The organism is Actinocorallia aurantiaca (assembly GCF_039533685.1).
Taxonomy (GTDB): domain Bacteria; phylum Actinomycetota; class Actinomycetes; order Streptosporangiales; family Streptosporangiaceae; genus Actinocorallia; species Actinocorallia aurantiaca.
On record NZ_BAAATZ010000025.1, the window covers coordinates 172,532 to 196,631 of the forward strand.

The 24,100-nt window shown below is 73.4% G+C and carries 22 protein-coding genes; 4 read left to right on the forward strand and 18 right to left on the reverse strand.

The features are described 5' to 3' along the window. Position 1 precedes the first annotated feature (1 nt). Both ABD327_RS26855 and ABD327_RS26860 read right to left on the reverse strand, forming a co-directional pair. Entirely contained in the window at positions 2 to 1,288 is a 1,287-nt protein-coding gene (locus ABD327_RS26855) for a YibE/F family protein (protein WP_344454057.1), read from the reverse strand. A gap of 57 nt (positions 1,289 to 1,345) precedes the next feature. Then, positions 1,346 to 1,897: a VOC family protein gene (locus tag ABD327_RS26860; protein ID WP_344454059.1), complete on the reverse strand. Its 552-nt coding sequence runs from the start codon at positions 1,895 to 1,897 to the stop codon at positions 1,346 to 1,348. Positions 1,898 to 1,975: 78 nt separating this feature from the next. Here ABD327_RS26860 and ABD327_RS26865 point away from each other — a divergent pair, with 78 nt between their 5' ends. Continuing rightward, a complete protein-coding gene (locus tag ABD327_RS26865; protein ID WP_344454062.1) occupies positions 1,976 to 2,434 on the forward strand; it encodes a MarR family winged helix-turn-helix transcriptional regulator in 459 nt (152 codons plus the stop codon). Between the two features lie 6 nt (positions 2,435 to 2,440). Here the strand turns inward: ABD327_RS26865 and ABD327_RS26870 are convergent, their stop codons facing one another. The 4 genes from ABD327_RS26870 to ABD327_RS26885 all read right to left on the reverse strand — a co-directional run bounded on the left by ABD327_RS26870 (position 2,441) and on the right by ABD327_RS26885 (position 7,363). Next, positions 2,441 to 4,894 carry a DUF3376 domain-containing protein gene (locus ABD327_RS26870; protein WP_344454064.1) on the reverse strand — a complete coding sequence of 818 codons (2,454 nt, stop codon included), beginning with the start codon at positions 4,892 to 4,894 and terminating at the stop codon, positions 2,441 to 2,443. Between the two features lie 53 nt (positions 4,895 to 4,947). Continuing rightward, positions 4,948 to 5,865: a cation diffusion facilitator family transporter gene (locus ABD327_RS26875; protein WP_344454066.1), complete on the reverse strand. Its 918-nt coding sequence runs from the start codon at positions 5,863 to 5,865 to the stop codon at positions 4,948 to 4,950. A 1-nt stretch (position 5,866) separates the two neighbouring features. Next, positions 5,867 to 6,274, reverse strand: a complete 408-nt coding sequence (locus ABD327_RS26880; RefSeq protein ID WP_344454068.1) for an ArsR/SmtB family transcription factor — start codon at positions 6,272 to 6,274, stop codon at positions 5,867 to 5,869. Positions 6,275 to 6,382: 108 nt separating this feature from the next. Beyond that, the gene (locus ABD327_RS26885; RefSeq protein ID WP_344454070.1) at positions 6,383 to 7,363 is read right to left on the reverse strand and encodes an NADP-dependent oxidoreductase; all 981 of its coding nucleotides are present in this window, start codon (positions 7,361 to 7,363) and stop codon (positions 6,383 to 6,385) included. 102 nt (positions 7,364 to 7,465) lie between these two features. Here ABD327_RS26885 and ABD327_RS26890 point away from each other — a divergent pair, with 102 nt between their 5' ends. Beyond that, the gene (locus tag ABD327_RS26890; RefSeq protein WP_344454073.1) at positions 7,466 to 8,071 is read left to right on the forward strand and encodes a TetR/AcrR family transcriptional regulator; all 606 of its coding nucleotides are present in this window, start codon (positions 7,466 to 7,468) and stop codon (positions 8,069 to 8,071) included. Between the two features lie 111 nt (positions 8,072 to 8,182). Here ABD327_RS26890 and ABD327_RS26895 read toward each other — a convergent pair whose 3' ends face one another. The 3 genes from ABD327_RS26895 to ahcY (ABD327_RS26905) are packed head-to-tail and all read right to left on the reverse strand — an operon-like array spanning position 8,183 to position 11,439. Then, positions 8,183 to 8,728, reverse strand: coding sequence for a hypothetical protein (locus ABD327_RS26895; protein ID WP_344454075.1), 546 nt, complete (start codon positions 8,726 to 8,728; stop codon positions 8,183 to 8,185). Between the two features lies 1 nt (position 8,729). Further along, entirely contained in the window at positions 8,730 to 9,992 is a 1,263-nt protein-coding gene (ahcY, locus tag ABD327_RS26900; protein ID WP_425547223.1) for an adenosylhomocysteinase, read from the reverse strand. A gap of 16 nt (positions 9,993 to 10,008) precedes the next feature. Further along, positions 10,009 to 11,439, reverse strand: coding sequence for an adenosylhomocysteinase (ahcY, locus tag ABD327_RS26905; RefSeq protein ID WP_344454078.1), 1,431 nt, complete (start codon positions 11,437 to 11,439; stop codon positions 10,009 to 10,011). 118 nt (positions 11,440 to 11,557) lie between these two features. Here ahcY (ABD327_RS26905) and ABD327_RS26910 point away from each other — a divergent pair, with 118 nt between their 5' ends. Continuing rightward, positions 11,558 to 11,887 (forward strand): MerR family DNA-binding transcriptional regulator, encoded by a 330-nt coding sequence (locus ABD327_RS26910; RefSeq protein ID WP_344454080.1) that lies wholly within the window; start codon positions 11,558 to 11,560, stop codon positions 11,885 to 11,887. Here the strand turns inward: ABD327_RS26910 and ABD327_RS26915 are convergent. The 7 genes from ABD327_RS26915 to ABD327_RS26945 form a co-directional block, all read right to left on the reverse strand. Continuing rightward, positions 11,867 to 12,553, reverse strand: coding sequence for a response regulator (locus tag ABD327_RS26915; protein ID WP_344454082.1), 687 nt, complete (start codon positions 12,551 to 12,553; stop codon positions 11,867 to 11,869). The two genes, ABD327_RS26910 and ABD327_RS26915, sit on opposite strands and share 21 nt — an antisense overlap. A 59-nt stretch (positions 12,554 to 12,612) precedes the next feature. Beyond that, positions 12,613 to 14,037 (reverse strand): sensor histidine kinase, encoded by a 1,425-nt coding sequence (locus ABD327_RS26920; RefSeq protein ID WP_344454084.1) that lies wholly within the window; start codon positions 14,035 to 14,037, stop codon positions 12,613 to 12,615. Between the two features lie 284 nt (positions 14,038 to 14,321). After that, on the reverse strand, positions 14,322 to 15,305 hold the full coding sequence (locus tag ABD327_RS26925) for a cation diffusion facilitator family transporter (protein ID WP_344454087.1): 984 nt from the start codon (positions 15,303 to 15,305) through the stop codon (positions 14,322 to 14,324). Next, positions 15,306 to 16,352 (reverse strand): SIS domain-containing protein, encoded by a 1,047-nt coding sequence (locus tag ABD327_RS26930; protein ID WP_344454089.1) that lies wholly within the window; start codon positions 16,350 to 16,352, stop codon positions 15,306 to 15,308. Further along, positions 16,349 to 16,522: a Trm112 family protein gene (locus tag ABD327_RS26935; RefSeq protein ID WP_344454091.1), complete on the reverse strand. Its 174-nt coding sequence runs from the start codon at positions 16,520 to 16,522 to the stop codon at positions 16,349 to 16,351. The genes ABD327_RS26930 and ABD327_RS26935 overlap by 4 nt, the downstream gene beginning before the upstream one ends. Next, complete coding sequence (locus ABD327_RS26940) at positions 16,519 to 17,877, reverse strand: phosphomannomutase/phosphoglucomutase (RefSeq protein WP_344454093.1); 1,359 nt, start codon at positions 17,875 to 17,877, stop codon at positions 16,519 to 16,521. Before ABD327_RS26940 ends, ABD327_RS26935 begins: the two co-directional genes overlap by 4 nt. A 122-nt stretch (positions 17,878 to 17,999) precedes the next feature. Continuing rightward, positions 18,000 to 18,365, reverse strand: a complete 366-nt coding sequence (locus tag ABD327_RS26945) for a DUF3499 domain-containing protein (protein WP_344454095.1) — start codon at positions 18,363 to 18,365, stop codon at positions 18,000 to 18,002. 300 nt (positions 18,366 to 18,665) lie between these two features. Between ABD327_RS26945 and ABD327_RS26950 the strand changes: the two genes are divergently transcribed. Continuing rightward, the gene (locus ABD327_RS26950; protein ID WP_344454097.1) at positions 18,666 to 19,064 is read left to right on the forward strand and encodes a metallopeptidase family protein; all 399 of its coding nucleotides are present in this window, start codon (positions 18,666 to 18,668) and stop codon (positions 19,062 to 19,064) included. Here ABD327_RS26950 and ABD327_RS26955 read toward each other — a convergent pair. Together ABD327_RS26955 and ABD327_RS26960 are read right to left on the reverse strand one after the other, a co-directional pair. Next, positions 19,061 to 20,887: a DUF5719 family protein gene (locus ABD327_RS26955; RefSeq protein ID WP_344454099.1), complete on the reverse strand. Its 1,827-nt coding sequence runs from the start codon at positions 20,885 to 20,887 to the stop codon at positions 19,061 to 19,063. The genes ABD327_RS26950 and ABD327_RS26955 overlap by 4 nt on opposite strands. Beyond that, positions 20,884 to 24,093: a glycosyltransferase gene (locus tag ABD327_RS26960; RefSeq protein ID WP_344454101.1), complete on the reverse strand. Its 3,210-nt coding sequence runs from the start codon at positions 24,091 to 24,093 to the stop codon at positions 20,884 to 20,886. The genes ABD327_RS26955 and ABD327_RS26960 overlap by 4 nt, the downstream gene beginning before the upstream one ends. Positions 24,094 to 24,100: the final 7 nt, after the last annotated feature.

Consider the following 24,100-nt stretch of genomic DNA (forward strand, 5'->3'; position numbering starts at 1 on the left):
CTCAGACCTGGCCGCTCTCCGCGACGCGGCGGTGGGGCGTCCGGGGCGGGGTCTCCGGATCGGCGGCCGTGCGCCGGGCGGTCTTCGTGGCGGCGAAGGCCGCCAGGGCCGTGGTGAGGGGCACCGCGGCGATGAGCCCGAGGGTTCCGACGGCGCTGCGGACGATCTCCTGGGCGACCACGGGGTTGGTGAGCACCTGGTGGGTGCCCTGCTGGCCGATGCGGAACAGCAGCAGCAACGGCAGGGACGCGCCCGCGTAGGCCAGGACGATCGTGTTGACGACCGAGGCGATGTGGGCGCGGCCGACGCGGGCGGCGGCGCGGTAGAGGGCGGCGAAGCCGTGGTCGGGGTTGGCGCGGGCCAGTTCGCGGACGGTCGCGGCCTGGGTGACGGTGACGTCGTCGAGCACGCCCAGGGAGCCGATGATGATGCTCGCCAGCAGCAGGCCCTGGGTGTTGATCTGGTAGTTGAGGCCCAGGTAGAGGGAGCTGTCGTCGGTGATGCCGGTGAGGTGCGCCAGGTCGAGGGCGGCGGTGGCGAGCAGGCCGGTGAGGGTGAGGCTGGCCAGCGTCCCGACGACCGCCAGGGACGTCGTCACCGTGAGGCCGTGTGTCAGGTACAGGACGGCGAGGATGATCGCGGCGGCGCAGACGATGGCCGCGAGCAGGGGCGGGCTTCCCTCCAGGATCGCCGGGAGCAGGAACGTCGCCAGCAGTGCGAAGGTGACGGCCAGGCCGAGCAGGGCCGTCAGCCCGCGCCAGCGCCCGAAGGCGACGACGGCGAGCACGAACGCGGCGGCGACGATCCACAGCGGGTCGGACCTGTCGTGGTCGGACAGCTGGTAGCGGCCGCCGCTGAGGCTGCCGCCCGGCATGTCGAGGAGGATCACGTCGTCCCCCGCGGCGAAGATCTGGCTTCCGGGGCCGCTGGGCAGTTCCACCTTGACGGACGTCCCCGGCCAGTCCCCGGACGTCAGCCGGACGGTGGCCGTCCCGCACCGCCGGGGGTCGGTCTCCGTCTCCCCGCCGAGCCCGCTCACGTCCAGCGGTGTCTCGCCGCTGGGCTCGCCCTGCGGGCACGGCTTGAGCACGACGGAGGTGATGGTCCCCGTGATCCGTCCCATCTCCACCCCGTCCCCGCCGTCCTGGCCGGAGCCCGAGGGCCACAACCAGACCAGCCCGGCGAGGGTCGCCACGGCGAGCGGGACGAGCACCGCGAGGGTCGCCAGCACCACTCCGCGGGGAGCGGGCCCCTCTTCGCCGTGTCCGTGGTGGTGCCCGGATCCCACAGTCGGTCCTCCCGCCTCGTACCGAAAAGTCGCTCGATGCTACTGGCGGAAGGAGCCTTACTCCGCGACGGTCGCCGGGAGATCCGGGAAGGCCGGGATGGAAACCCCGATCCCGCCCTTGGTCTCGGCGCCGTAGCGGGCGATCTCGGCGTCCAGGTCCAGGGGGCGGGGCCGCAGGTCGGAGGCGGCGCGTTCGCGGTCGGCCTCGGTGACGAGCGCGGCGGGGATGATCCAGCAGACCTCGAACTCCAGGCCGTCGGGGTCCTGGGCGTACAGGGACTTGGTGAGGACGTGGTCGGACGCGCCGACGAGCGCTCCGGCCTCCAGAAGGACGGCGCGCAGGCGGTCGAGTTCGGTGAGGGTGTCGACCTCCCAGGCCAGGTGGTACATGCCGACGCTGGTGCGGCCGGCCGGGGAGGGACCCGCTCCGGAGCCGATCTGGAACAGGCCGAGGTCGTGGTCGTTGGTGGAGCCGGACGCCTGGAAGAAGGCGGCCTGCCCCGGGATGAAGATCAGGGTGCGGAAGCCCAGGACGTTCTCGTAGAAGTCGCGGCTCCGTTCCACGTCGCGGACGTAGAGAACGGCGTGGTTGAGGCGGGTGATCGACATTCTCGGCTCCTCGGCGGGTGGAAGACCTCCACGGTAGTTCAATTTAATTGAACTCTCAACTACCCGTAGGATGAGGGCATGGCCTCCCCACGCTGGCTCGACCCGGAAGAACAAGCCGCCTGGCGGGCGTACCTGCTCTCCAACCAGCTGCTCGACGAAGCGCTCGACCGGCAGCTCCAGCGGGACGCCGGCATGCCCCACGCCTACTACTGGATCCTCGTCGCGCTCTCCGAGGCCCCCGAGCGCACGCTCCGCATGAGCGACCTCGCCCGCCGCCTCCGCTACTCCCAGAGCCGCCTCACCCACGCCGTCACCAGCATGGAGCGCCGCGGCTGGGTCACCCGCGACCGCTGCCCGTCCGACGGCCGCAGCCTCCTGGCCTCCCTCACCCCCGAGGGCATGGAGATCCTGGTCGACAGCGCCCCCGGCCACGTCGAGGAGGTCCGCTCCCGCGTCTTCGACCGCCTCACCCCCGAACAGGTCACCCAGCTCAAGGAGATCTGCCAGGCCGTCCTCGACGGACTCGACCCCCTCTGACCCGGCTCAGCCGAACAGGGCCCCGAGCACGAAACCCAGCACCAGCAGGACGACGGCGAGCATCGCCAGACGGACGACGACACGGGTGAGGACGTGCCGGAGGGCGTCCAGCGCCGCCCGAGGGGCGCTGCGGGGATCGTCGCCCTGCGAGGCCCGCCAGAACTCGTCCAGCACGTACCCCGTCTCCCGGCGCAGCCAGGTGCGGACGATCCGCGGCCTGAGCCTGCTCCCGGCGGCCTTGTCGACGACGCGGAAGACCGCGCCGCTCACCGCGTCCCTCGTCCGCAGGGTCTCGTAGGTCCGGGGAAGGGTCGGCAGCAGGTCCAGGTCCGCGCCGCTCCGCTTCAGGACGGTCAGGTGCTCCCGCATCCATTCGAGGCCGTCCGAGCCGAGTTCGGCGTTGAGGATCAGCCGGTGCAGCTCCGTCTCGGCCGCCCGCGCCTCCTCCGCCGAGGAGACGAGGAGGGGCAGCAGGTGGTGGGCTGCGTCGAGGCGGCCCCAGACGAAGTCGGAGGTGCGCCAGCCGGGCTCGACGAACGCGCCGAAATGCTGGAAGCGCACCCCGTACAGCTTGCGCTCCCCCAGGTCGCCGAAGCGGTCGTCGTGGAACAGGCGGCTCATCGTGTCCGGGCCCAGGCGCAGGAGGTCGAAACGCGGGGTGAGCGTCTCGGTCACCCCCGAAGGGGGCACGAACGCCCGGGTGAGGACCTCGATGACCAGGCAGTCCGTCACCACGTCCCAGGCGCCGCTCCAGCGCCCCTCCACATCCGCGACGGTCCTCGTGTAGTGGTCGTTCCCGTTCCGGACGAACTCCGCGACGGCCTCGGCGACGCCCAGCTTCGCGAAGACCTCGTCGAGCAGCTGGGCGGCCTGCCGGTCGGAGAACCCGCCGGAGCGGGGGAACGACCGCTGGAGCCGCCCGACGACGGCGTCCTTCACGGCTAGGACCTTGCGCACCTCGCCGTTGAGGGCCTTCGCGCCCTCGATCAGCCTGGCCCGGACGGCGGGCGGCCCGTCCCCGGCGCCGGCGAGCTCCTGCAGGTGGCCGCTGAGCGTCTGCAGGACCCGTTCCGCCGGCAGGAGGCCCCACCGCCACACCCGGTCCCAGTCGGTGAAGCACTCCGGGTCGTCCGGGGGGATCCAGCGGAACCCCGGCCGCCGGGCCAGGAACTCGTGGATTTCCGCGGTCTCCACCTGCGGCGGGAAGACCAGCGAGGTGACGCTGTCGGCGGCGGCCAGAAGGTCCCGCGCCTCCAGGATGACGCCGCGGGCCCGGTTGAAGCGGTACTCCTGGAACACGCCCCGGGCCAGGGCGAGGAAGTCGGGCAGGACGTACGGCTCCTCCCCCGTCCGGGCCTCGTGGAGCCGGGCGAAGAGCTCCTCCCCGGTCGGGCGGCCGCTGGTGCGCAGCCGCGCGGCGAGCTCCTCCGCGCCGATCCGGAAGTTCGCCTCCTGCGGGAATCCGAGCGCGCCGAAACCCGCGGTCCCGGCCGAGATCTCCTCGCAGGCCCTGTCCTTGGCCTTCTCCTCCGGCAGCCGCCCGCCGGACGGGACGACGTAGACGACGACCCGTTTCACCTTCCGGTCCAGCGGGCGCCTGGTGATCGCCTCCAGCACCGGGCCGAAGGGCTCGTTGTCGAGGATCCCCCCGTCCATCACGCAGCCGGCCGGGTCGTCGTACACCCTCTTCGGCAGCTCCCGGCGTTCCAGCAGCGGCAGTTCGCTGACGGGCGGGAACACGGCGGGGAAACCGGCGGTCGCCCGCGCCGCCCGGACGAGGAGGTCGGTGCCGGCCACCGCGAAGTCGTTCCGGGGGCGGCTCTTCCTGATCTTCCACACCCCGTCCTCGGGGGTGTAGACGACGGCGTCCTCCTCGCCGTACCGCTCGAAGCGGTACAGCCTCCGGTGGTCCCGGACGTCGAAGCGGTTGCCGAAACTGTCGGTGAAGGAGCGGGACCGCCCGTCGAGGGCGGTGGCCGTCAGGAACAGCGTCACCGCGTCGGACCCCCCGGGGCGGGCGTCCCCGTGGGGAACCTTCTCGACCGCATCTCTGAGCCGTTCCTCGAAGTACTCGCCGTTGAAGAGGCTGCGCTCGGACGGCTCGGCCAGCAGCCGGTCCAGCGCCGCCGACTTCTGCCACATCTCCTTGAGGCCGGGCAGGCCCGCGTCCCGTCCGATCGCGGTGGCCAGCATCATCCCGTTCAGCCCGGCCGCCGACGTGCCGGAGATGATGTCGACGCGCACCCGCCGGGGCTCCGCGCCCTCCGCCGTGAGCCTCCGCCAGAACCGGAAGACGGGCAGGTCGCTCTTCTTGACGCCCTCCTCCGGATCCCCCCGCGAGGCTCGGCGCAGCAGGTCCAGCTCGTGGACGACCCCGCCCGTCCACACGGCGAGGCCGACTCCCCCGTTCATCACCAGGGCGAGCCGGATCTCCTCCGCGTCCCCCGCACCCTCCTCCACAGCGCCGACATCCCCCGGAGCCGCACCCGATACGCCCCGTATCGGTTAAACGATCACCAGCCGACCTCCTCGCAGCCCCGGTGGTCGGACGGCTCCACCTGGAGGGTGGCGTGCGGGATGGCGTAGCCGTCGCGCAGCAGATCCCTGGCGCGGTCCAGCACGGCGTGCCCGTCGGCGCCCTCACCCGTCACCAGGTGCGCCGTCACCACGTGCATCCCGGACGTCAGCGTCCACACGTGCAGGTCGTGCACCTCCCGCACGCCCTCGACGTCCGCCAGGTCCCTCGTCAGCGCCGCGACGTCGACGTCCTCGGGCGCGTGCTGCCCCAGCACCGCCAGCACCTGGCGGCCGAGCGCCACCGCCCTGACCACCACGAACACCGCGATCGCCAGCGCGATGACGGTGTCGAAGAGCGCCTGCCCGGTGGAGGCGACCAGGACGCCGGCCGCGATCACCCCCACGGATCCGGCGGCGTCGGCGAGCACCTCCAGATAGGCGCCCCGCACGTTCAGGCTCTCGGCCGCCCCCGCCCGCAGCAGGACCAGCGCGACGAGGTTGACCGCCAGCCCGAGCACGCCGACGACCAGCATCGGCCCCGCCTCGACCTCGGCCCGCTCCCCGATCCGCCCGAGCGCCTCCACCACGATGTAGGCGGCGGTGCCCAGCATCACCAGCACCGCGAACCCGGACGCGAACACCTCGGCCCGGTAGGACCCGTAGGTGCGCCGCCCCGTCAGGTCGGGCCGGGTCGCGATCTTCGTGGCCACCAGCGCGACGCCCAGCGCCAAGACGTCCCCCGCCATGTGCCCCGCGTCCGACAGCAGCGCCAGCGACCCCGACACCAGCCCGTAGACCAGCTCGACGACGAAGAAGGCCGCCGTCAGCACGAACGACAGCCACAGCCTCCACCGGTGCCGCCCGCCCGCGTGCCCGTGCGCGTGGCCGTGCCCGTGCCCGTGTCCGTGCCCCATCTCAGGCCCCCCGCTCCGGGTGCGTGACCTCGCTGTGCTCGATGTGCGCCACCGCCAGGTCCAGCAGCATCCGCACATGCGCGTCGTCCAGCCGGTAGTACGCCATCCGCCCGGACCTGCGGGCCTTCACCACCCGGTGCGCCCGAAGCAGCCGCAGCGCGTGCGAGACCGCCGACTCGCTCATCCCGCTGACCGCCGCGAGATCACAGACGCACAGTTCCCCCTCCAGCAGCCCCAGCAGCAGCCGCAGCCGCCCCGGATCCGCCAGCAGCCCGAACACCTCGGCCGTGTCCGCGAGGTCCCGCTCCGCGGGCATCCTCTCCCGCACCGAGGCCACCCGCTCGGCGTCCACGACCCGGACCGCGCACCCGTCCGGCTCGGCCACCCGCTCATCTGAAGAACTGTTCACATATGAATTCCAGCGCCTCCGGCTCCCGCCTGTCAAGGGACCGACCGGAAGCGGGCGCCTCGAGGGGAGGCCGGGATCTTCAAAGGAGGACTGGGCGACGTCGCCGCCTCAGGGGCGGTCTTCGACGACGCTCAGGACGATCTTGCCCTGGATGTGGCCCCGCTCGGCCCGCTCGTGCGCCTTCGCCGCCTCCGCCAGAGGGAAGACGGAGTCGATCCCGACGCGCAGCGCGCCCTCCCCGAGGAGGGCCGCCAGCTCACCCATCTGACGCCCGTCGGAGTGCACCTGGCCGGGCCGGAAGGAGATGCCCAGCTCGGCGGCGTGTTCGGCGTGGTAGTCGCCGAAATAAACCGGGCTGATGGTCCCCCCGGGCTTGAGGACGGGCAGGAAGCGGTACCCGCGGGGGCCTCCGACGCTGTCGACGAGGTGGTCGACGCCCTTCACCTTCTCGGTGACGTCGGTCGTGGTGTAGTCGTAGAACTCGTCGGCGCCCAGGCCGCGCAGGAACTCCTCGTGACGGCCCGAGGCGACGGCGATCACGTGGGCGCCCCTGGTCTTGGCGAGCTGGACGGCGAAGTGCCCGACGCCTCCGGCCGCGCCGTTGACGAGCACGGTGCGCCCCTCTTCGAGCCGGATGTGGTCGAAGAGGAACTGGTGGGCGGTGAGCCCGGCCATCGGCACGCCCGCCGCCTCCACGTGGCTCAGGTTCCGAGGCTTGCGCGCCAGATGGTAGGCCGGGGCGGTCGTGTACTCGGCGTAGGCGCGGCCCCCGTCTCCGCGCCGGGGAAAGCGCACGAGCCCGAACACCTCGTCCCCCACCTCCCAGCCGCTGACCGCCGGCCCCACCTCGGCGACGACGCCGGAGACGTCCGAACCGGGGATGAGCGGCAGGTCGACCTTCGGCCGGAGCTCCTCGGGGATCAGGGGGAACCCGGACCGGACGTACCAGTCCGGCGGGTTGAGGCAGGCGGCGTGGACGCGCACCAGGACCTCGCCGAGCCCCGCCCGCGGCGCCGGCACCTCCTCGTACCTCAGGACCTCGGGCCCTCCGTGCTCGTGCACGCGGACGGCCTTCATCGTCTCCGGCATCGCCTTCTCCTCAAGGGCTTCGACGCCCCGCACCCATAGCGGAGCAGTGCTCCGGATAATAAGCGGAGCGGTGCTCCATATGTCAACCCCTAAACTCCGCTCATGGCCACTCCGCCCCGCGCCCGGCGCGCCGACGCGCAGCGCAACCGCGACCGCATCCTCGAGGCGGCCAGGGCGGTCGTCGACGAGCAGGGGACCCAGGCCTCGCTCCGGGACGTCGCCCGGCGGGCCGGCGTCGGCCTCGGCACCCTCTACCGCCACTTCCCCACCCGGGACGCGCTGCTGGAGACGCTTCTGGGCCGGGGGTTCGACGACCTCGCCGCCCGGGCCGACGACCTCGCCGCCGCCGGCCCGCCGGACGAGGCCCTCCGCGCCTGGCTGCGCGACTTCACCCTCCGGGCGACCGCCCACCACGGGCTGTCCGCCTCGCTGACCGAGGCCCTGAACGACGAGTCCTCCCCCCTGCACGCCTCCTGCCTGGCCATGCGCCGGGCGGGAGCCCGCCTGCTGGAGGACGCCCAACGAGCCGGGCACGTCCGCCCCGACGTCGACGGACTCGACATCTTCTCCCTCGCCGCCGCCGTCAGCTGGGTCTCCGGCCAGTCCCCCGCCACCGCCGCCCGCCGCGACCATCTCCTCGCCCTGGTCCTGGACGGCCTCAGCCTGACCGAAGCTCCCGAGACGCCCGGGCGCGAAGACCCCGCCTGAGCGTCTGCCCCGCCGCGCGTGCGAGCACGAAATTCCCGACGGCCGGGCTCGGCCAGAAGCGATGACGTGGTCGATCCGCCGCGACCCGCGTGGACGATCTGCCGGAGTCCGTCAGAGGTTGGGCGGGGAGTCCAGACGGGTGAGTTCCAGACCGGGGGCGGACAGGACGACGTCGCCGGCGAGGTGGAACTCGGTGGTCTCGGCGGTCTCGAGGTCGGTGGCCTGCCAGGTCTCGACGGGGAGGGGGCCCAGGTCGGTGGGGTGGGGCTCCGCGGAGACGAGGGTCCAGCGCTGGGTGACGGTGCGGGTGGCCAGGGAGTCGCCGGTGATCTGGACCAGGGGGGCGGTGGCGGACTCTCCGGGGGCCAGGCGCAGGGAGCGGGCCACGGCGATCAGGAAGGCCGGGGAGTCGCCCAGGAAGGCCAGGGCCTCGGCGGAGTGCTCGCGGTCGCCGCGGACCCACAGGAGCTCGCGGCCCGCGGAGCCGCCGCGCAGGGTCCAGGAGGACGTCGTCAGCTGGAGGCGGGCGGGGCGCCAGCGGCTGTCGACGGTCAGGTCGACGCCGGACGCCACGTAGCGCCAGCCGGCCGGGCCGGGGGCGCACTGGAACTCCTCGGCCACGCCCGTGGCCAGGTGGAGGTAGGAGCCGCGGGGCATCTCAGGAGCCCGATCTCCAGGAGGACAGGTACTCCTCCTGCTCGGGGGTGAGGACGTCGACCGCGGCGGACATGGAGGCCAGTTTCAGGCGGGCGATCTCCGAGTCGAGCTCCTCGGGGACCTGGTGGACGCCCGGTTCCAGACAGGCGTGGGTGCGGGCCAGCCACTCGCAGGTGAGGGCCTGGCCGGCGAAGGACATGTCCATGACGGCGGCGGGGTGGCCCTCGGCGGCGGCGAGGTTGACCAGGCGGCCCTCGCACAGCAGGACCAGGCGGCGGCCGTCGGCCAGGACGTACTCGTCGGCCTGGGGGCGGACGCGCTGGACGTCCACGGCGAGCTCCTGCAGCGCCCGGACGTCGACCTCGACGTCGAAGTGGCCGGAGTTCGCGAGGATCGCGCCGTCCTTCATGGCCTCGAAGTGCGAGGCGCGGATCACGTCGCGGTTGCCGGTGGCGGTGATGAACACGTCCCCGTGGCGTGCCGCCGACTCCATGGGTTCGACGCGGTGGCCCTGGAGGAGCGCGTCCAGCGCCTTCACCGGGTCGATCTCGGTGACGACGACGCGTGCTCCGAGACCCCGTGCGCGTTCGGCCAGCCCGTGTCCGCAGGACCCGAAGCCCGCGATCACGACGGTCTTGCCCGCGAGCAGCGTGTTGGTGGCCCGCATGATGCCGTCCAGCGTCGACTGCCCGGTGCCGTAACGGTTGTCGAAGAGCCGTTTGGTGGCGGTGTCGTTCACGGCGACGACGGGGAACTCCAGGGCGCCTTCGCGTGCCATCTGGTGCAGCCGGATGACGCCCGTCGTCGTCTCCTCGCAGCCGCCCAGCACCGAGGGCAGCAGGTCCAGCCGCTCGGTGTGCAGGATGTTCACCAGGTCGCATCCGTCGTCCACGACGAGCTGCGGCGAGACGTCCAGCGCCGCGTGGATGTGCCGGTAGTACGTCTCCATGTCCACCCCGGCCCGCGCGAACACCGACACCCCGTACTCGACGACCAGCGCGGCGGCCGTGTCGTCCTGGGTGGACAGCGGGTTGGACGACGCGACGGCGACGGACGCGCCGCCCGCCTGGAGCGTCCGCAGGAGGTTCGCCGTCTCGGTCGTGACGTGCATGCACGCCGCGATCCGCAGCCCTTCCAGGGGGCGTTCGGCGGTGAACCGCTCGCGGATGGAGCGCAGCACCGGCATGGACCTGTCGGCCCAGCCGATACGCCGGACCCCGGCCTCGGAGAGGCCGGGGTCCGCGATGTCGTGAGTCGGAGGCATCAGGGACGTCGAGAACTCAGTACCGGTAGTGGTCCGGCTTGTAGGGGCCCTCCACGTTCACGCCGATGTACTCGGCCTGCTCCTTGGTGAGGGTGGTGAGCTTGACGCCCAGCGCGTCGAGGTGCAGGCGCGCGACCTTCTCGTCCAGGTGCTTGGGCAGCACGTAGACGCCGACCGGGTACTCCTCGGTCTTGGTGAACAGCTCGATCTGCGCGATCACCTGGTTGGTGAAGGAGTTCGACATGACGAACGAGGGGTGGCCGGTGGCGCAGCCCAGGTTCATCAGCCGGCCCTCGGCCAGCACGATGATGTTGTGGCCGTCGGGGAAGGTCCAGGTCGCGACCTGCGGCTTGACCTCGTCCTTGACGATGCCGGGGATCCTGGCCAGGCCGGCCATGTCGATCTCGTTGTCGAAGTGCCCGATGTTGGACACGATCGCCTGGTGCTTCATCTTCGCCATGTGCTCGGCGGTGATGATGTTGAAGTTGCCGGTGGTGGTGACGAAGATGTCGACGCTTCCGACGACGTCGTCCAGGGTGGCGACCTGGAAGCCGTCCATCGCGGCCTGCAGCGCGCAGATGGGGTCGACCTCGGTGACGATGACGCGGGCGCCCTGGCCGCGCAGCGCGTCGGCGCAGCCCTTGCCGACGTCGCCGTAGCCGGCGACGAGGGCGACCTTGCCGCCGATCAGCACGTCGGTGGCGCGGTTGAGGCCGTCGATGACCGAGTGGCGGCAGCCGTACTTGTTGTCGAACTTCGACTTGGTGACCGAGTCGTTGACGTTGATCGCCGGGAAGGCGAGCGTGCCGGCCTTGTGCATCTCGTAGAGGCGGTGCACGCCGGTGGTGGTCTCCTCGGTGACGCCCTTGATCGCCGCGGCGGTCTCGGTCCAGCGGCCGGGGGTCTCGGCGATGGTCCGCTTGAGGGTGTCGATGATGATGTGCCACTCGTCCGGGTCCGCCTCGGTCGCGGAGGGGACGGCTCCGGCCTTCTCGTACTCGGCGCCCTTGTGGACGAGCAGGGTGGCGTCGCCGCCGTCGTCCAGGATCATGTTGGGCGGGGTGCCGTCGGGCCAGCGCAGGGCCTGGTCGGTGCACCACCAGTACTCTTCGAGGGTCTCGCCCTTCCAGGCGAAGACCGGGACGCCCTTGGGGTCCTCCGCGGTGCCCTCGGGGCCGACGACGACCGCGGCGGCGGCGTGGTCCTGGGTGGAGAAGATGTTGCAGCTCACCCAGCGGACGTCCGCGCCGAGGGCGACCAGCGTCTCGATCAGCACCGCGGTCTGGATGGTCATGTGCAGCGAGCCCATGATCTTGGCGCCGCGCAGCGGCTGGGCCGCGGCGTACTCCTCGCGCACCGACATCAGTCCGGGCATCTCGTGCTCGGCGAGCTGGATCTCCTTGCGGCCGAAGGCGGCCAGCGAAAGGTCTGCGACCTTAAAGTCCATCTTGGGTGTCTCCTCTGAGTGGCTCGGTGGGAAGTCTAGGCGCAGGACACGGGCCGGGGCACACTCAGGGGGCTGAATCTGACATAGAATTGTCAGATTCCAGAAGGAGGAGGCCCGGATGCGGATCACCGAGGCGGCGCAGCGGCTCGGCACCTCCCCGAGGATGCTGCGGTACCGCGAGCGGCTGGGCCTCCTGCCTCCGCGCTCCGGCGGGGCCCACCGCCGGTACGGCGAGCCGGAGCTGCGCGCGGTCGCCCTGGCCCTGGCCCTGGAGCAGCGCTACGACATCGGCCCGTCCGAGCTGGCCTTCGCGCTGCGCGTCCTGGCCGAGCCGGGGACCCGCGCCCGCGTCCAGGAACTCGGCGAGCGCGTCGGCAGGCTCACCCCGCAGCCGTCCCGCGCCCTGGACTTCGAGAAGCAGAAGGCGCTACGCCTCCTCCGCCGCTGACCCCGCCGCGCCCGGCACCACCAGGCCCGACTCGTACGCCAGCACCACGGCCTGGGCGCGGTCCCGCAGCCCCAGCTTGGTGAAGACCCGCGCCACGTGCGTCTTCACCGTGTGCTCGCTGACGAAGAGCCGCGCCGCGATCTCGGCGTTGGACAGCCCGCCCGAGATGAGGACGAGCACCTCCCGCTCCCGCGCGGTCAGCGTGGCCAGCGCCGCGGGCGGGCGCACCCGCGTCCGCCGCTGGCGCGCGAACTCCCGCACCAGCCGCCCCGTCACCTGCGGGGCCAGCAGCGCGTCCCCGCGCGCCACGATCCGCACGGCCGACACCAGCTCCTCGGCGGTGGCGTCCTTCAGCAGGAACCCGGACGCCCCCGCGGACAGCGCGTCGTAGACCAGCTCGTCCGCGTCGAAGGTGGTGAGGATCAGCACCCGCAGCCCCTCGGCCCCCGGCTGGGCCAGGATGCGGCGGGTCGCCTCGATCCCGTCCATCCGCGGCATCCGGATGTCCATGACGACGACGTCCGGCCGGTGCCGCTGCGCCAGGTGCACCGCCTCGGTGCCGTCCCCGGCCTGCCCGACTACGGTGATGTCCTCCTGCGCTCCCAGCAGCGCCGCGAACCCCGCCCGCACGATCGTCTGGTCATCCGCGATGATCACCCGGATCATGGTGCTCCGTCCTCGAAGGTCCGCCGATTCTCTCAGGTTCGCCGACCGGAGGGCGAGATTCAGGAGCCGAAGGGAAGTTCGGCCTCCACGTCGAAGCCGCCGTCCGGGGCGGGCCCGGCCTGGAAGCGCCCGCCCAGCATCGCCGCGCGCTCCTGCATGCCGATCAGGCCGTGCCCCCCGGACGCCGGGGCGGGGAAGCCGTCGACGCGGGTGCGGGCCAGGTCGGGGGGCTGGTTGTGGACACGGACCCGCAGCCGGTCGGGCTGGTAGACGAGTTCCACCTGGACGGGGGCGCCGGGCGCGTGGCGGCGCACGTTCGTCAGGGCCTCCTGGACGATCCGGTAGGCCGACAGCTCCAGGGTCGCCGAGAGCGGGTGCTCCTCCCCCCTGACCGACAGGCCCGCCGCGCCGCCCGCGCCGCGGTGCTGGTCGATCAGCTCGTTCAGCCGGTCCAGGCGCGGCTGCGGGGTCACCTCGCGCTCGGTGGCGGCGTCCGAGCGCAGCACGCCCAGGAGGCGGCGCATCTCGACCAGGGCGTCGCGGGCGGTGTGCGCGATCTCCGCGTAGCCCCGCTTGGCCTCGTCCGACAGGGTGCTCATCGTGTACGGGGCGGTCTCGGCCTGGACCGCGATCATCGAGACGGAGTGGGCGACGACGTCGTGCAGTTCCCGGGCGATCCTGGCCCGCTCCCGCATGACCGCCTGCTCCCGCTGGGCGGCGTCCAGCCGGACGAGGTTCTCGGTGTTCTGCTCCCGCGCCTCGGCCTCGGTGACGGCGACCGTCCGGCGGGAGTCGCCCAGGCCGATCGCGCCGACCACCGCGACGACCACCGCGGGCCACGGCACCTCGTCCAGGCCCGACGCCGCCAGGTAGACGACCCCGATCACCGCGAGGGTGCTGCACGCCAGGAGGCCCGCCGAGGCCCGGGGCAGCTGCTGGGCCAGCAGATAGAGCACCCACAGCGCCGACAGCAGGGTGGTGATCAGCAGCGCCTGGCCCGACAGCAGCGCGGCGGCCGTGGCGCTCAGCACGATCGCCGCGACGGGCCGCAGCACCTCCTTGCGCCACACCATCGGCACGGTCGCGGCCAGCGCGAACCCGGCGGGCACGCTGAACAGGTCCTGGTTCGCCTCGCCCACCTCGTACAGGGCGGCCAGCGCCAGCAGCAGGCCGGTCACCGGCGCGTACACCCAGGACGCGGTGAACCGGCGCCACAGCGCCAGCGACCGGGGCACCGGGCCGCTCTCCGCGGGGCTCGGCGCGATCATCGTGCCGTACGGCCCGTACCGGCCGTGCGCCTGAGGGTCCGGGCGTCCCTGCGCCCCGTACAGCCGGGCCATGATCTTGTCCTGGGCGGGCTTCAGCAGCCGGCCGAGCCCGGCCAGCACCCACAGCAGCAGCTGGCCCACCCCGGCCACGACCCGGCCGGAGAGCCGCCACACGTGTTCCGCCGCTCCGCTTCCCAGGGTCTTCTCGCCGCTCATCGCTCCATCCTCGCCGCAGTTCCGGAGAATTCCCTCATCTCAGGGTGCGATACCGGAAGGCGGGGTCCGTCCAGAGGATGAGACGGGTTCGGTCCCTGCGAGGGAAGCGGGAATGGATCCGCGTTCCGTATCGTTACAGGGGTAGCGAGGACGACGAGGTCGCAACCGGACCCGTCGCCGTCGCGGCAGAGCCGGAGATGGGGGTCTCCTTTGAAGAAGCCCCCCGTACGAACGGATGAGGGGATCCGGGGTACGGGGGGCTTCTTCGCGTCCGCGGGCCGGTGTCAGTCCTTGACCGCGGCGTCCTCGGCGGCCGCGGACGCGGGTTCCGCCACGGGCGCCGGCTCCCGGTACAGGTCGGGCTCCAGGTAGATCAGCGTGGCCACCGGCAGCATCCCGCGGATCTTCGCCTCGGCGGCGTCGATGCCCTTGGCGATCTCCGCGGCGGTGTCGTCGTGGTCCACCGCGATCTTGGCGGCGACCAGCAGCTCCTCCGGGCCGATGTACTGGGTGCGCAGGTGGATCACCCGGTCCACCTCGGGCACCGACTCCAGCGCCTCGATCATGCCCTTCTCGACCTCGGGTCCGGCGCCTTCGCCGAGCAGCAGGCTCTTGGTCTCGAAGGCCAGGACGACCGCGATCAGGGCGAGCAGCACGCCGATGCACACGGTGCCGATGCCGTCCCAGACGACGTCCTCGGTGACCACGGCCAGGGTGACGCCGGCCAGCGCCAGGATCAGGCCGACCAGCGCGCCGAGGTCCTCCAGCAGCACCACGGGCAGTTCGGGGGACTTGGACTTGCGGATGAACTGCGTCCAAGTCTGCTCGCCCCGGACGCGGTTGGACTCCACGATCGCGGTCCGGAAGGAGAAGCACTCCAGGACGATCGCCATGCTCAGCACCCCGAACGCCCAGGCGGGTGAGTCGAGCTTCTCCTCGGGGTGGGCGAGCGCGTGCTGGATCTTGTGGATTCCCTCGTAGAGCGAGAACACCGCGCCCACGGTGAACAGCACCAGGGCGACGATGAAGGCGTAGAAGTACCGCTCGCGCCCGAACCCGAACGGATGCTCGGCGGTGCGTCCCCGTTGCGAGCGCTTCTTGCCCAGCAGGAGCAGGGCCTGGTTGCCCGAGTCGGCGATCGAGTGAATGGACTCGGCCAGCATCGAGGAGGAGCCGGTGAACACGAATGCGACGAACTTCGAGACCGCGATCCCGAGGTTGGCGCCCAAAGCGGCGACGATCGCCTTGGTACCGCCGTCTGCTGACATCTAAAGGATCCTTGCTGTGAGCTCTGCACGGGCAGGCACCGGGGTCGGGTCCACGCCCAGAGCCAGTGCCAGATAAACGGAGACATAGTCGCATACCACGATCAGTGAGGCGACGCGCTCCAGCGAATGTCCGCCTTCCGCCTTGATCTGCGTCACCGGGATCCCCCGTGCCCTGGCCACCTCGGCGACCGGCGAGGGGCGCTCCTCGGCGAAGACCACCAGGTGCACTCCCGGCTCCTCGTCGTCCCCCCGATCGCGGAAGAAGTCGTCCGGATCGGCCCGCACGGCCCGGTCCAGCGCGCCGAGCTGCGGACCGGCGCTGGGGACCTTGGCGTTGTCCCCCAGCTGGGCGGCGAACCGGCGGGCCGCGGCCAGCTCCAGCGGGGTGTCCCCCCACGGCATCGGCAGGGCGCCCGCCAGCTCCAGGGCCGGCTGCTTGCCGGGATTGAGGAACGGCTCCCCCGACGGGCGGCAGCGGTGGATGAGGTCCTCCATCAGCAGCGCCGTGGACTCCAGCGCCTCGTCGGGCAGCGAGACCAGCCGCAGCCCGCGCAGCACCAGCAGCATCGGCACGACCTGCGCCCACAGCAGCGCGCGGACCGGACCGCCCGGCGGCACCGGCAGGTACAGCGACCTGCTCTGCACGGCCAGCTGGGCCAGCCTGGCCTCGGCCGGGCCCACGCCCACCACCGAGGCGCCCCGCCGGACGGCCTCCTCGGCCAGGCCGAACGCCTCGTCGCCGAGCGCGAACACCAGGTCCGCGACGCCCACCCAGCCCGGCAGCCGCCCTCCGGCGACGGTCAGCACCGGCACCGGGCAGCCCGGACCGCACACCGCGGCCACCACCTCGCCGGCGCTGCCCGGCCCGGCCACCACCACCGACCTGGGCCGGCCCGCGCCGCGCAGCGCCTCGGCCAGACCGGCCTCCTCCGCCTCCCCGGCGGACCGGCGCACGTGGGCGGCGCCCGAGGCGACCAGCCTCAGCATCCCGCCCGGATCCCCGGCCTCCAGCGCCTCGGCGTCCTCCAGCGAACCCGCCGGGATCATGCCTTGGGGGCCCTCGCCTCGTCGACGAGCAGGACCGGGACGCCCTCGGCCGTCACCGGGTAGATCTTCCCGCACTCCCCGGCACAGGCGAGGTCCTCCTCGTCGGGGCGCAGCGGCCCCCGGCAGTTCGGGCAGGCGAGGATGTCCAGCAGCCAGGCGTCGATCTTCACTTTTCCTCCTCGCGGCGGACGATCGACAGGACCTCGTCCCTGATCGCCGCCATCGTGTGCTCGTCCCCGGCCTCGGCGTTGAGGCGGAGCAGCGGTTCGGTGTTGGACGCGCGCAGGTTGAACCACCAGCCGTCGCCGGTGAACGTGGTGCCGTCGAGCTCGTCGACCTCGACCCCGGGGCGTCCGGCGAAGGCCTCCGCGACCCGGGCCACCGCGGCGGCCTGGTCGGCGACCTCGCTGTTGATCTCCCCCGAGGCGGTGTACCTGTCGTAGGACTTCAGCAGCGCCGACAGGGGGCCGTCCTGCTCGCCGAGCGCGGCCAGGACGTGCAGCGCGGCGAGCATGCCCGAGTCGGCGAACCAGAAGTCGCGGAAGTAGAAGTGCGCCGAGTGCTCGCCGCCGAAGACGGCCCCGGTGTCGGCCATCGTCTTCTTGATGAACGAGTGCCCGACCCGGGTGCGGACCGGCACGCCGCCGTTCTCGCGGATGATCTCCGGCACCGCCCGGGAGGTGATCAGGTTGTGCACGACGTTCGCGCCGGGGTGCTTGGCCAGCTCCCGCTCGGCCACCAGCGCGGTGATCGCGGACGGGGAGACGATCCGGCCCGCCTCGTCGACGGCGAAGCAGCGGTCGGCGTCGCCGTCGAAGGCCAGGCCGAGGTCGGCGCCGTGCTCCAGCACCGCAGCCTGGAGGTCCCGGAGGTTCTCCGGCTCGATCGGGTTGGCCTCGTGGTTGGGGAAGGTGCCGTCCAGCTCGAAGTAGAGCGGGACGACCTCCAGCGGCAGCCCGGCGAAGACCGCCGGGACCGTGTGCCCTCCCATGCCGTTGCCCGCGTCCACGACCACTTTGAGTGGCCGGAGGCCCTCCAGGTTCACGAGGGTCTTCAGGTGGTCGGCGTAGCCCTGGAGCAGGTCCCGCCTCTCGACCGTCCCCGCGGGGCCGTCGTGGGCGGGCACGCCCTCGGCCACGAGGTCGCGGATCTCGCGCAGGCCGGTGTCCTGGCTGATCGGTCGGGCGCCCTCGCGGCACATCTTCATGCCGTTGTAGCGGGCCGGGTTGTGGCTGGCGGTGAACATGACGCCGGGCAGGTCCAGGCTGCCGCTGGCGTAGTACAGCAGGTCGGTGGAGCCGAGTCCCGCCTCCAGCACGTCGGCGCCCTGGGAGGCGGCGCCCCTGGCGAAGGCGGCGGCCAGCGGAGCGGAGGAGGCGCGCATGTCGTGCGCGGTGACGACGCGGGCCGCGCCGGTGACCCGGACGAAGGCGGCTCCGGTGGCCTCCGCGATCTCCTCGTCGAACTCGTCGGGGACGACGCCCCGGACGTCATAGGCCTTGAAGATCTTGGCGAGATCGCCCACTCGGTAGTCCCTCTCCAGCTCGGCTCGGTTGAACTTCGAGCCTACCGCCGGGGGGCCGCCGGGCCATGCTCAGGTCGCCGGGGGGTGCCGGGGGTGCCCGGGGGGTCGTCGGGGGGCGGCCCCTACTGGCGCGGCTGGTCCGACCGCAGCACCCGCAGGTGGCCGCGGCGGCCCACCTCGGTGCCCTGGCCCACGGGCTCGACCGACGGTCCGGCGGGTCTCGCGGCCTCGCGCACGGCGTCGGCGAGGGCCTCCAGGTCGTCGGTGCTGGGCTGCTCCGCGCCCTCCTCGGCGGGCAGGCGCAGCAGCTCCCATCCCATCGGGGCGGTGAGGCGGTCGGCGTGGTCGGCGCAGAGGTCGTAGCAGTGCGGCTCCACGTACGCGGCCAGCGGACCCAGGACCGCGGTGGAGTCGCGATAGACGTACGTGAGCGTGAACACCGCGGGCGCCTTGCACGCGGTGCGGGAACAGAGTCGAACGGAGCTCACGATGGCTGAACGTACGCCTTTCCGGGCCGCGCCGCCAGTATCCGAGTGATCGTGTCTCGCGTTTCCTACCTAAGGGGCATGATTCGGGCGGCCTTTCGTCCGGGATCTGGAATTGGTCCGGGGGCCCTCCCGCACCGCTCTCCGGCCCCGCCCCGGGCGCGGGCGCGGGCGCGGTCCCGATGCGCACCACCGCGCCAAAGGACCCCCGTCCTCCCGGGCGCGGGCGCGTACGAGGTTCTGTCGGTCTTCGCTCGTCTTCCAGGGCCCGTCCTCCCGGGCGCGGGCGCGTACACTCGTCGGGTGAGCAGAGCCAAGCGTCGCGACCGGCACGGCCGGGGGCTGCGCGGCCCGCTGGCCCCGCCCGAGGTGCCCATCTCGCTCACCCGCTCGGAGAAGTTCGACGACCTGGTGCGCGAGGAGGTCCAGCGGGTCGTCGCCCCTTGGACAGAGCGCCTGGCGGGCGTGGAGTTCGCGGTCGAGGACGTCCCGTCGCCCGACCCCGACGAGACCAGGGTCCCGCTGAGCGCCACCCGCGAGATCGGCGGCACCTCGCGGGTCGTGATCTTCCGCCGCCCGGTGGAGAGCCGGGCCGGCTCCTCCGGCCAGGGCGAGCGCGAGCTGACCAGGCTGATCCACGACCTGGTCGTCGAGGAGGTCTCGACCCTCCTCGGGATGCCGCCCGAGGACGTGGAGCCCTAAGGGCGCTCGCGGGGCGCGGAGTCCGGGGAGCCCGGATCGGAGACCACCGCGGTCAGGGATCCGCCGACGGCCGGGAGCCGGATGCTTCCGGGGGCGGGGCCCAGCGCCAGCAGGGTGGCCGTCCGGAACCCGCCGGACCTCACGGTGAGGAACCTCGCCCCGTGCACCGGTCCCGAGCCCGGCAGCGGCTCGATCCGCACGGCCTCCGCGGCCACCGGCACCTCGACCGTCCGGCCCGCCTCAAGGCGGACCTCCTGAGGCGCCTCAGCGCCCGTCGCGCCCAGGGGGGTGACCCGAACCCGCGCGGCGGTCTCCGGGGCCGTCAGCAGCAGCGTGGAGCCCTTCCTGGCGTCCGCCACGGTGGTGCCCGACCCCAGCGGCCGCGTCGCGGCGGCGAAGCTGACGTCGTCCCCGCCCGCCTGGAGGCCCGCGACGAGCTCCTGCCCGGAGGCCAGCACGACCGCGGCGGCCCGGCCGCCCAGCGACGTCTCCAGGTCCAGCGAGACGACGGTGCCGGCGGGGACGTCCAGCGTGTCCTGGCCCTCGGGCGCGAAGACCCCGTCCTCGGTGATCACCTTGATCCGGACCTCGGCGTCGACCTCCCCCGGGACGCCCACGTAGAGGGTGCGCCGGCCGCTGCCCGAGGGCACGCCCGGCAGGACGACCTCGCGCGACGGCCCCGCGGTCGCGGGCACCCAGTCCGCGCCCCGGGAGCCCAGGCCCGTCCGCACCGCGGCCGCCACCCGGCCCCCGGAGGCCGTCACGCGGAGCGCGATCGCCCCGGTCGTCGAGGCGATGGAGCCCAGCCCGTCGCGGCTGCGCCCGATCTTCACCACCCGGCTCGCCTGGCCGGGCACCTCCAGGGACTTCCCGTCCGTGGTGGCCAGCGACCCCTCGTCGGAGATCGCGTGGACGTCCACCGTCGCGGGCTCCTCGTCGGCGTTGGCCAGGTACAGGTCGACGGTGCCCTCGCCGGGGCCCGGCGTGACGAACCAGTGGTCGGTGCCCGGCGCGGAGCAGCCCGCCCCGGTCAGGGAGCGCTTCTCCCTGGTCGTCTGGACGGCCGAGAGCCCGGCGGCGTGCGCGCCCGTCGCGTCGACGACGAGGGGGCCCTTGCGCTTGGCCGTCTGGGCCGGGGTGGAGGACCAGACCGTGCCGGGATCGTCGAGGGTCGTCATGGCCTTGCCCACCGGGTCGCGCAGGACGGCCTCTCCGGCTCCCTCGCCGGAGGAGGCCACGACCAGCTTCGCCTTGGCGGCGTCGGGGCAGACGACCAGCGCCTCCTCCACGGGGACGACCTCGCCCAGGTGCGCGGGCGCGGGGCCGGGCCGGGAGATCTCGGCCACTCCGTAGAGGGCGGCCGCCGCCAGCAGGATCAACGCGGCCGTCCCGTACCGGTGGGAGGCGAACCTCCCGAAGGACTGCAGCGCCCCGCCCAGCGCCGGTTCCGTCCGCTCGCGGGCCCTGCGGGAGCGGCGCCCGTGCGCGCGCTGCGCGGCCTCTTCCCGCCGCTCCGCTCCCAGAGCCTCCGGGGCCTCCAGAGCCTCCGGGGCCTCCGGCGCTTCCGGCGCTTCCGAAAAGGGGCCCGTGGAGGACCCGTCGACGAGCGTCTCCAAGGGCTCGGGGGAAGGCTCGCCGAAAGAGGTGAAGGACTCGTTCGCCTGCGGCGGGGCGGGGAACACCCGCGCCCACGCGCCCGTCTCGTCGGACTGCTCCAGGGCCGCGTAGGGGCCGGTCAAGGGCTCCTCGGGGGGCTCGGCGCGCCGCCGCCGGGGCGGCCGCGCCGGCCTGCCGAACTCGATGTCGCGCTGGTCGTCGTTCATGCCGGAAGCTCCGCGGGTTCGGTCGTCTCAGCGGGCGTCTCGGGCGGCGGTTCCGTCGCCCGGCGCCGCCCGGGCCCGCGCCGGGGCCGGTCCGGGCGCCTGGCGGGCAGCTCGCCGCCGGGCAGCGCCAGCACCACCACGAGCAGGAACGCCACGCCCTGGACGATGACCCACTTGGGCCAGACGCGGTCCTCCCGCTCCAGCGTGAAGGTGCCTCCGCCCGCCGGGACCTTCCAGGAGGCGGCCCAGCCGTCCGCGGTCTCCGCCTCGGCGGCGACCCCGTCGAACCTGGCCGTCCAGCCGCCCGCGGGCTCGGCCAGCAGGAGTTCCCGGCCCTCCTCGCCCGCCGGGATCCGCACCCTCGCGGAGACCTCGCCGGACTCCAGCGGGGTGATCTCCGCGCCGTCCGCCAGCATCAGCCGGCCGCCGGGCTCCGCCAGCCGCCACACCGCGAAGTCCGCGCCCCGGCTCAGCCGCACCAGTTCGGGGACGGCGTCGAGCACGGCCAGCAGGGACGCCTGGCGCTCCGGCACGCGGACCACCAGGTGGTGCACGCCCATGCGCCCCAGCCCGTCCGCGCCCTGCCCCGCCGCCAGCCGGGCGACCAGCCCGTCGAGGCGTTCGCGAGCCGCGTCGGAGGGCCGCAGCTCCTCCTCGCCCGCCCGGGGGGAGGCGCCGCGCAGCAGCGCGTAGGCGACCCCGCCGTCCTCCCGCAGGCCCAGGACGAGCGTGCGGGCCCGGCTCCCGTCGACGGAGGCGGAGGCGGAGACGAACGCCGGCAGCGGGCCGCCCTCCACCTCGCCGACCGGGCCGCGCACCCCGGAGCCGATCCAGACCACTCCCGCCAGCGCGGGCGTGCTCACCGCGATCAGCACCGAGCAGACGCCGCCGACGCGGTACATCCAGTCCCGGCCCGACCAGAGTTCGACGGCCCGCTGCAGCGCCGCGCCCGCGGTGAGGATGAGCCCGCCGGCCGCGACCGCCAGCGGGACGCCCGGCCAGGCGGGAGCGCCCTCCCCCGCCGCCTCGGTGACGGTGATCGCCGAGACGGCGACCGCGGTGAGGAAGCCCAGGAGGATGAGGGCCCACCCGCCCAGCACCGCGGTGCGGCGGGAGCGCAGCGGCAGCGCGGCGACGGCCAGCGCCAGCAGCCCCGCGGTCGCCCAGCCCAGATCGGTGCCGGGGCCGCCGGGGTCGAGGGTGAGGACGGACAGCGCGGACAGGTCGCGGTCCACCAGTTCCGGCCGGTGCAGCCCGGCCTCCAGCAGGAGCCGGGACGGGTGCAGCACCAGGCCGATCGTCGTCGGGAGCAACAGCAGCGGCGGGACCGCCAGCGCGATCGCCACGTCGGAGATCCGGGCCGTGCCCGGCCACCACAGCGCCAGGCAGCCGAGGACCGCCAGCATCAGCCAGGTCAGCGGCACGAACGCCATCGCGACCGTCAGCAGCGCCGCCAGCGCCCAGGCCGCGCGCCTGGCGTGCCGGGCGTCCACCCGGCCCTCCGGCAGCCGCAGCACCCGGGCGCCCGCCAGGCCGATCAGCGGCAGCAGCACGTACACCGCGCAGGTGCCGAACCGGCCGGACGCGATCGCCCCGCTGACCACGGGCAGCAGCGCGTAGGCGACCGCGGTCCAGGCGCGGATCGCGCTCGCCGGGACCCGGCGGCGGCCGATGAGCCTCGCCGCGCGGCGCCCGACCGGAAGCCCCACCGGCACCAGCCGCTTGGCGACCAGGTAGGCGGTGAGCCCCGACAGCGGCACGCAGCCCAGCAGCAGGCCGGTCACCACCAGGGAGGGCCGCCCGAGCGTGAACACCGACAGGCCGGACAGGACCGCCGTCCACGGCGGGGAGGCGTCGGCCGAGCCGAGCCCCGACGGGTGCCAGCCGGACGTGTAGGAGGCCCACAGCTCGCCCGCGCTCTGCGTGACCGGGACGAGCGCCCCTCCTCCCAGCCGCCCGCCGGCCGCCAGCAGCGACCTCTCGGCCAGGAACGCCACCGCCGACAGCACCAGCAGGACGACCGCGCTGGGGTGCGCCAGGACCCGGCGGACGACGCCCAGGCCCAGGCTCAGTCCCCGGTCCGGCGGCGGCTCGTCGTCCTCCGCCCCCAGGTCGAGTCCGTACTCGTTGGGCGCGATCATCGACGCGAGGCGGTCGGCCAGCTTGCGCAGGGTGACCAGGCGGGGCTGGAACTGGCGGACCGAGCGGTAGACCTTCGCCCTGTTCTGCGCCCGCGCCGCGCGCAGGGATCTCAGCGTGCCCGGGTGCAGGAGCACGTCCTTGACCGCGTTGAGCTCGTCGCGCAGCGCCAGCGGCTTCTTGGCGATCAGCAGCCCGACCACCCGGACCAGGGAGCCGAACAGCAGCCGGGCGAGGGTCACCAGGGCCGGGCGCAGCGGCTGGTTGGCCAGCAGCACGTACATCGCGTTGCGGCGGTCCAGCCTGCGGTGCGAGACGGGCTGCTCGCGCAGGCCGCGCGCGGAGGCCTCGGCGTGGAAGACCACGGCGTCGCTGGTGGCCACCACCCGGTGGCCCGAGGCGTGCACCCGCCACCCGAGGTCGACGTCGTCGCGGAACAGGCCGAACCGCGGGTCGAGGCCGCCGGTCCGGTTCCAGACGTCGCGGCGGATCAGCATCCCGGCGGTGCTGACGCCCAGCACGTCGGGGACGCCGTCGTGCTGGCCCTGGTCGAACTCGTCGCGGTCCACGCCGGTCTCGCGCCTGCCCTGGCCGTCCAGGGTGACGCCGACCTCCAGCAGCCTCCGGCGGTCCTCCCAGTCGCGCAGCTTGGGGCCGAGGAGCCCGATGCGCGGGTCGGTGTCGGCCTCGGCGAGAAGGTTCTCCAGGGCGCGGGGGGCGGGCGCGGAGTCGTCGTGCAGGATCCAGATCCACTCGACGGTCTCGGGGGCGTCGGGATCCGCCGGGTCGAGCGGGGTGATCGGGATGTTCGCGGCGGGCTGCTCCAGCGCGCGGGCGACGGCCTCCGCGAACGGGACGTCCCGTTCCAGGGTGAGCAGGTTGCCGGGGCCGACGACGCCGCCGATGACGGCGGGGCCCTTGTCGGTGCTGCCGGTGTCCACGACGACGAGGCGCTGGATCCGGCGGGTCTGGGTGAGCAGGGCCTTCAGGGTCTCCGGCAGCCACCGGGCCCCGTCATGGGCCACGAGTACGGCGGTGACCACATGCCGGTCGAGATTGAGCGCCACGGGGAAC

Excerpts from the sequence above, each read along its gene's own strand:
- ABD327_RS26860 (WP_344454059.1), bottom strand. The coding sequence starts at position 1,897 with ATGTCGATCACCCGCCTCAACCACGCCGTTCTCTACGTCCGCGACGTG.
- ABD327_RS26865 (WP_344454062.1), top strand. The coding sequence starts at position 1,976 with ATGGCCTCCCCACGCTGGCTCGACCCGGAAGAACAAGCCGCCTGGCGG.
- ABD327_RS26875 (WP_344454066.1), bottom strand. The coding sequence starts at position 5,865 with ATGGGGCACGGACACGGGCACGGGCACGGCCACGCGCACGGGCACGCG.
- ABD327_RS26885 (WP_344454070.1), bottom strand. The coding sequence starts at position 7,363 with ATGCCGGAGACGATGAAGGCCGTCCGCGTGCACGAGCACGGAGGGCCC.
- ABD327_RS26890 (WP_344454073.1), top strand. The coding sequence starts at position 7,466 with ATGGCCACTCCGCCCCGCGCCCGGCGCGCCGACGCGCAGCGCAACCGC.
- ABD327_RS26895 (WP_344454075.1), bottom strand. The coding sequence starts at position 8,728 with ATGCCCCGCGGCTCCTACCTCCACCTGGCCACGGGCGTGGCCGAGGAG.
- ahcY (WP_425547223.1), bottom strand. The coding sequence starts at position 9,992 with ATGCCTCCGACTCACGACATCGCGGACCCCGGCCTCTCCGAGGCCGGG.
- ahcY (WP_344454078.1), bottom strand. The coding sequence starts at position 11,439 with ATGGACTTTAAGGTCGCAGACCTTTCGCTGGCCGCCTTCGGCCGCAAG.
- ABD327_RS26910 (WP_344454080.1), top strand. The coding sequence starts at position 11,558 with ATGCGGATCACCGAGGCGGCGCAGCGGCTCGGCACCTCCCCGAGGATG.
- ABD327_RS26915 (WP_344454082.1), bottom strand. The coding sequence starts at position 12,553 with ATGATCCGGGTGATCATCGCGGATGACCAGACGATCGTGCGGGCGGGG.
- ABD327_RS26920 (WP_344454084.1), bottom strand. The coding sequence starts at position 14,037 with ATGAGCGGCGAGAAGACCCTGGGAAGCGGAGCGGCGGAACACGTGTGG.
- ABD327_RS26925 (WP_344454087.1), bottom strand. The coding sequence starts at position 15,305 with ATGTCAGCAGACGGCGGTACCAAGGCGATCGTCGCCGCTTTGGGCGCC.
- ABD327_RS26930 (WP_344454089.1), bottom strand. The coding sequence starts at position 16,352 with ATGATCCCGGCGGGTTCGCTGGAGGACGCCGAGGCGCTGGAGGCCGGG.
- ABD327_RS26955 (WP_344454099.1), bottom strand. The coding sequence starts at position 20,887 with ATGAACGACGACCAGCGCGACATCGAGTTCGGCAGGCCGGCGCGGCCG.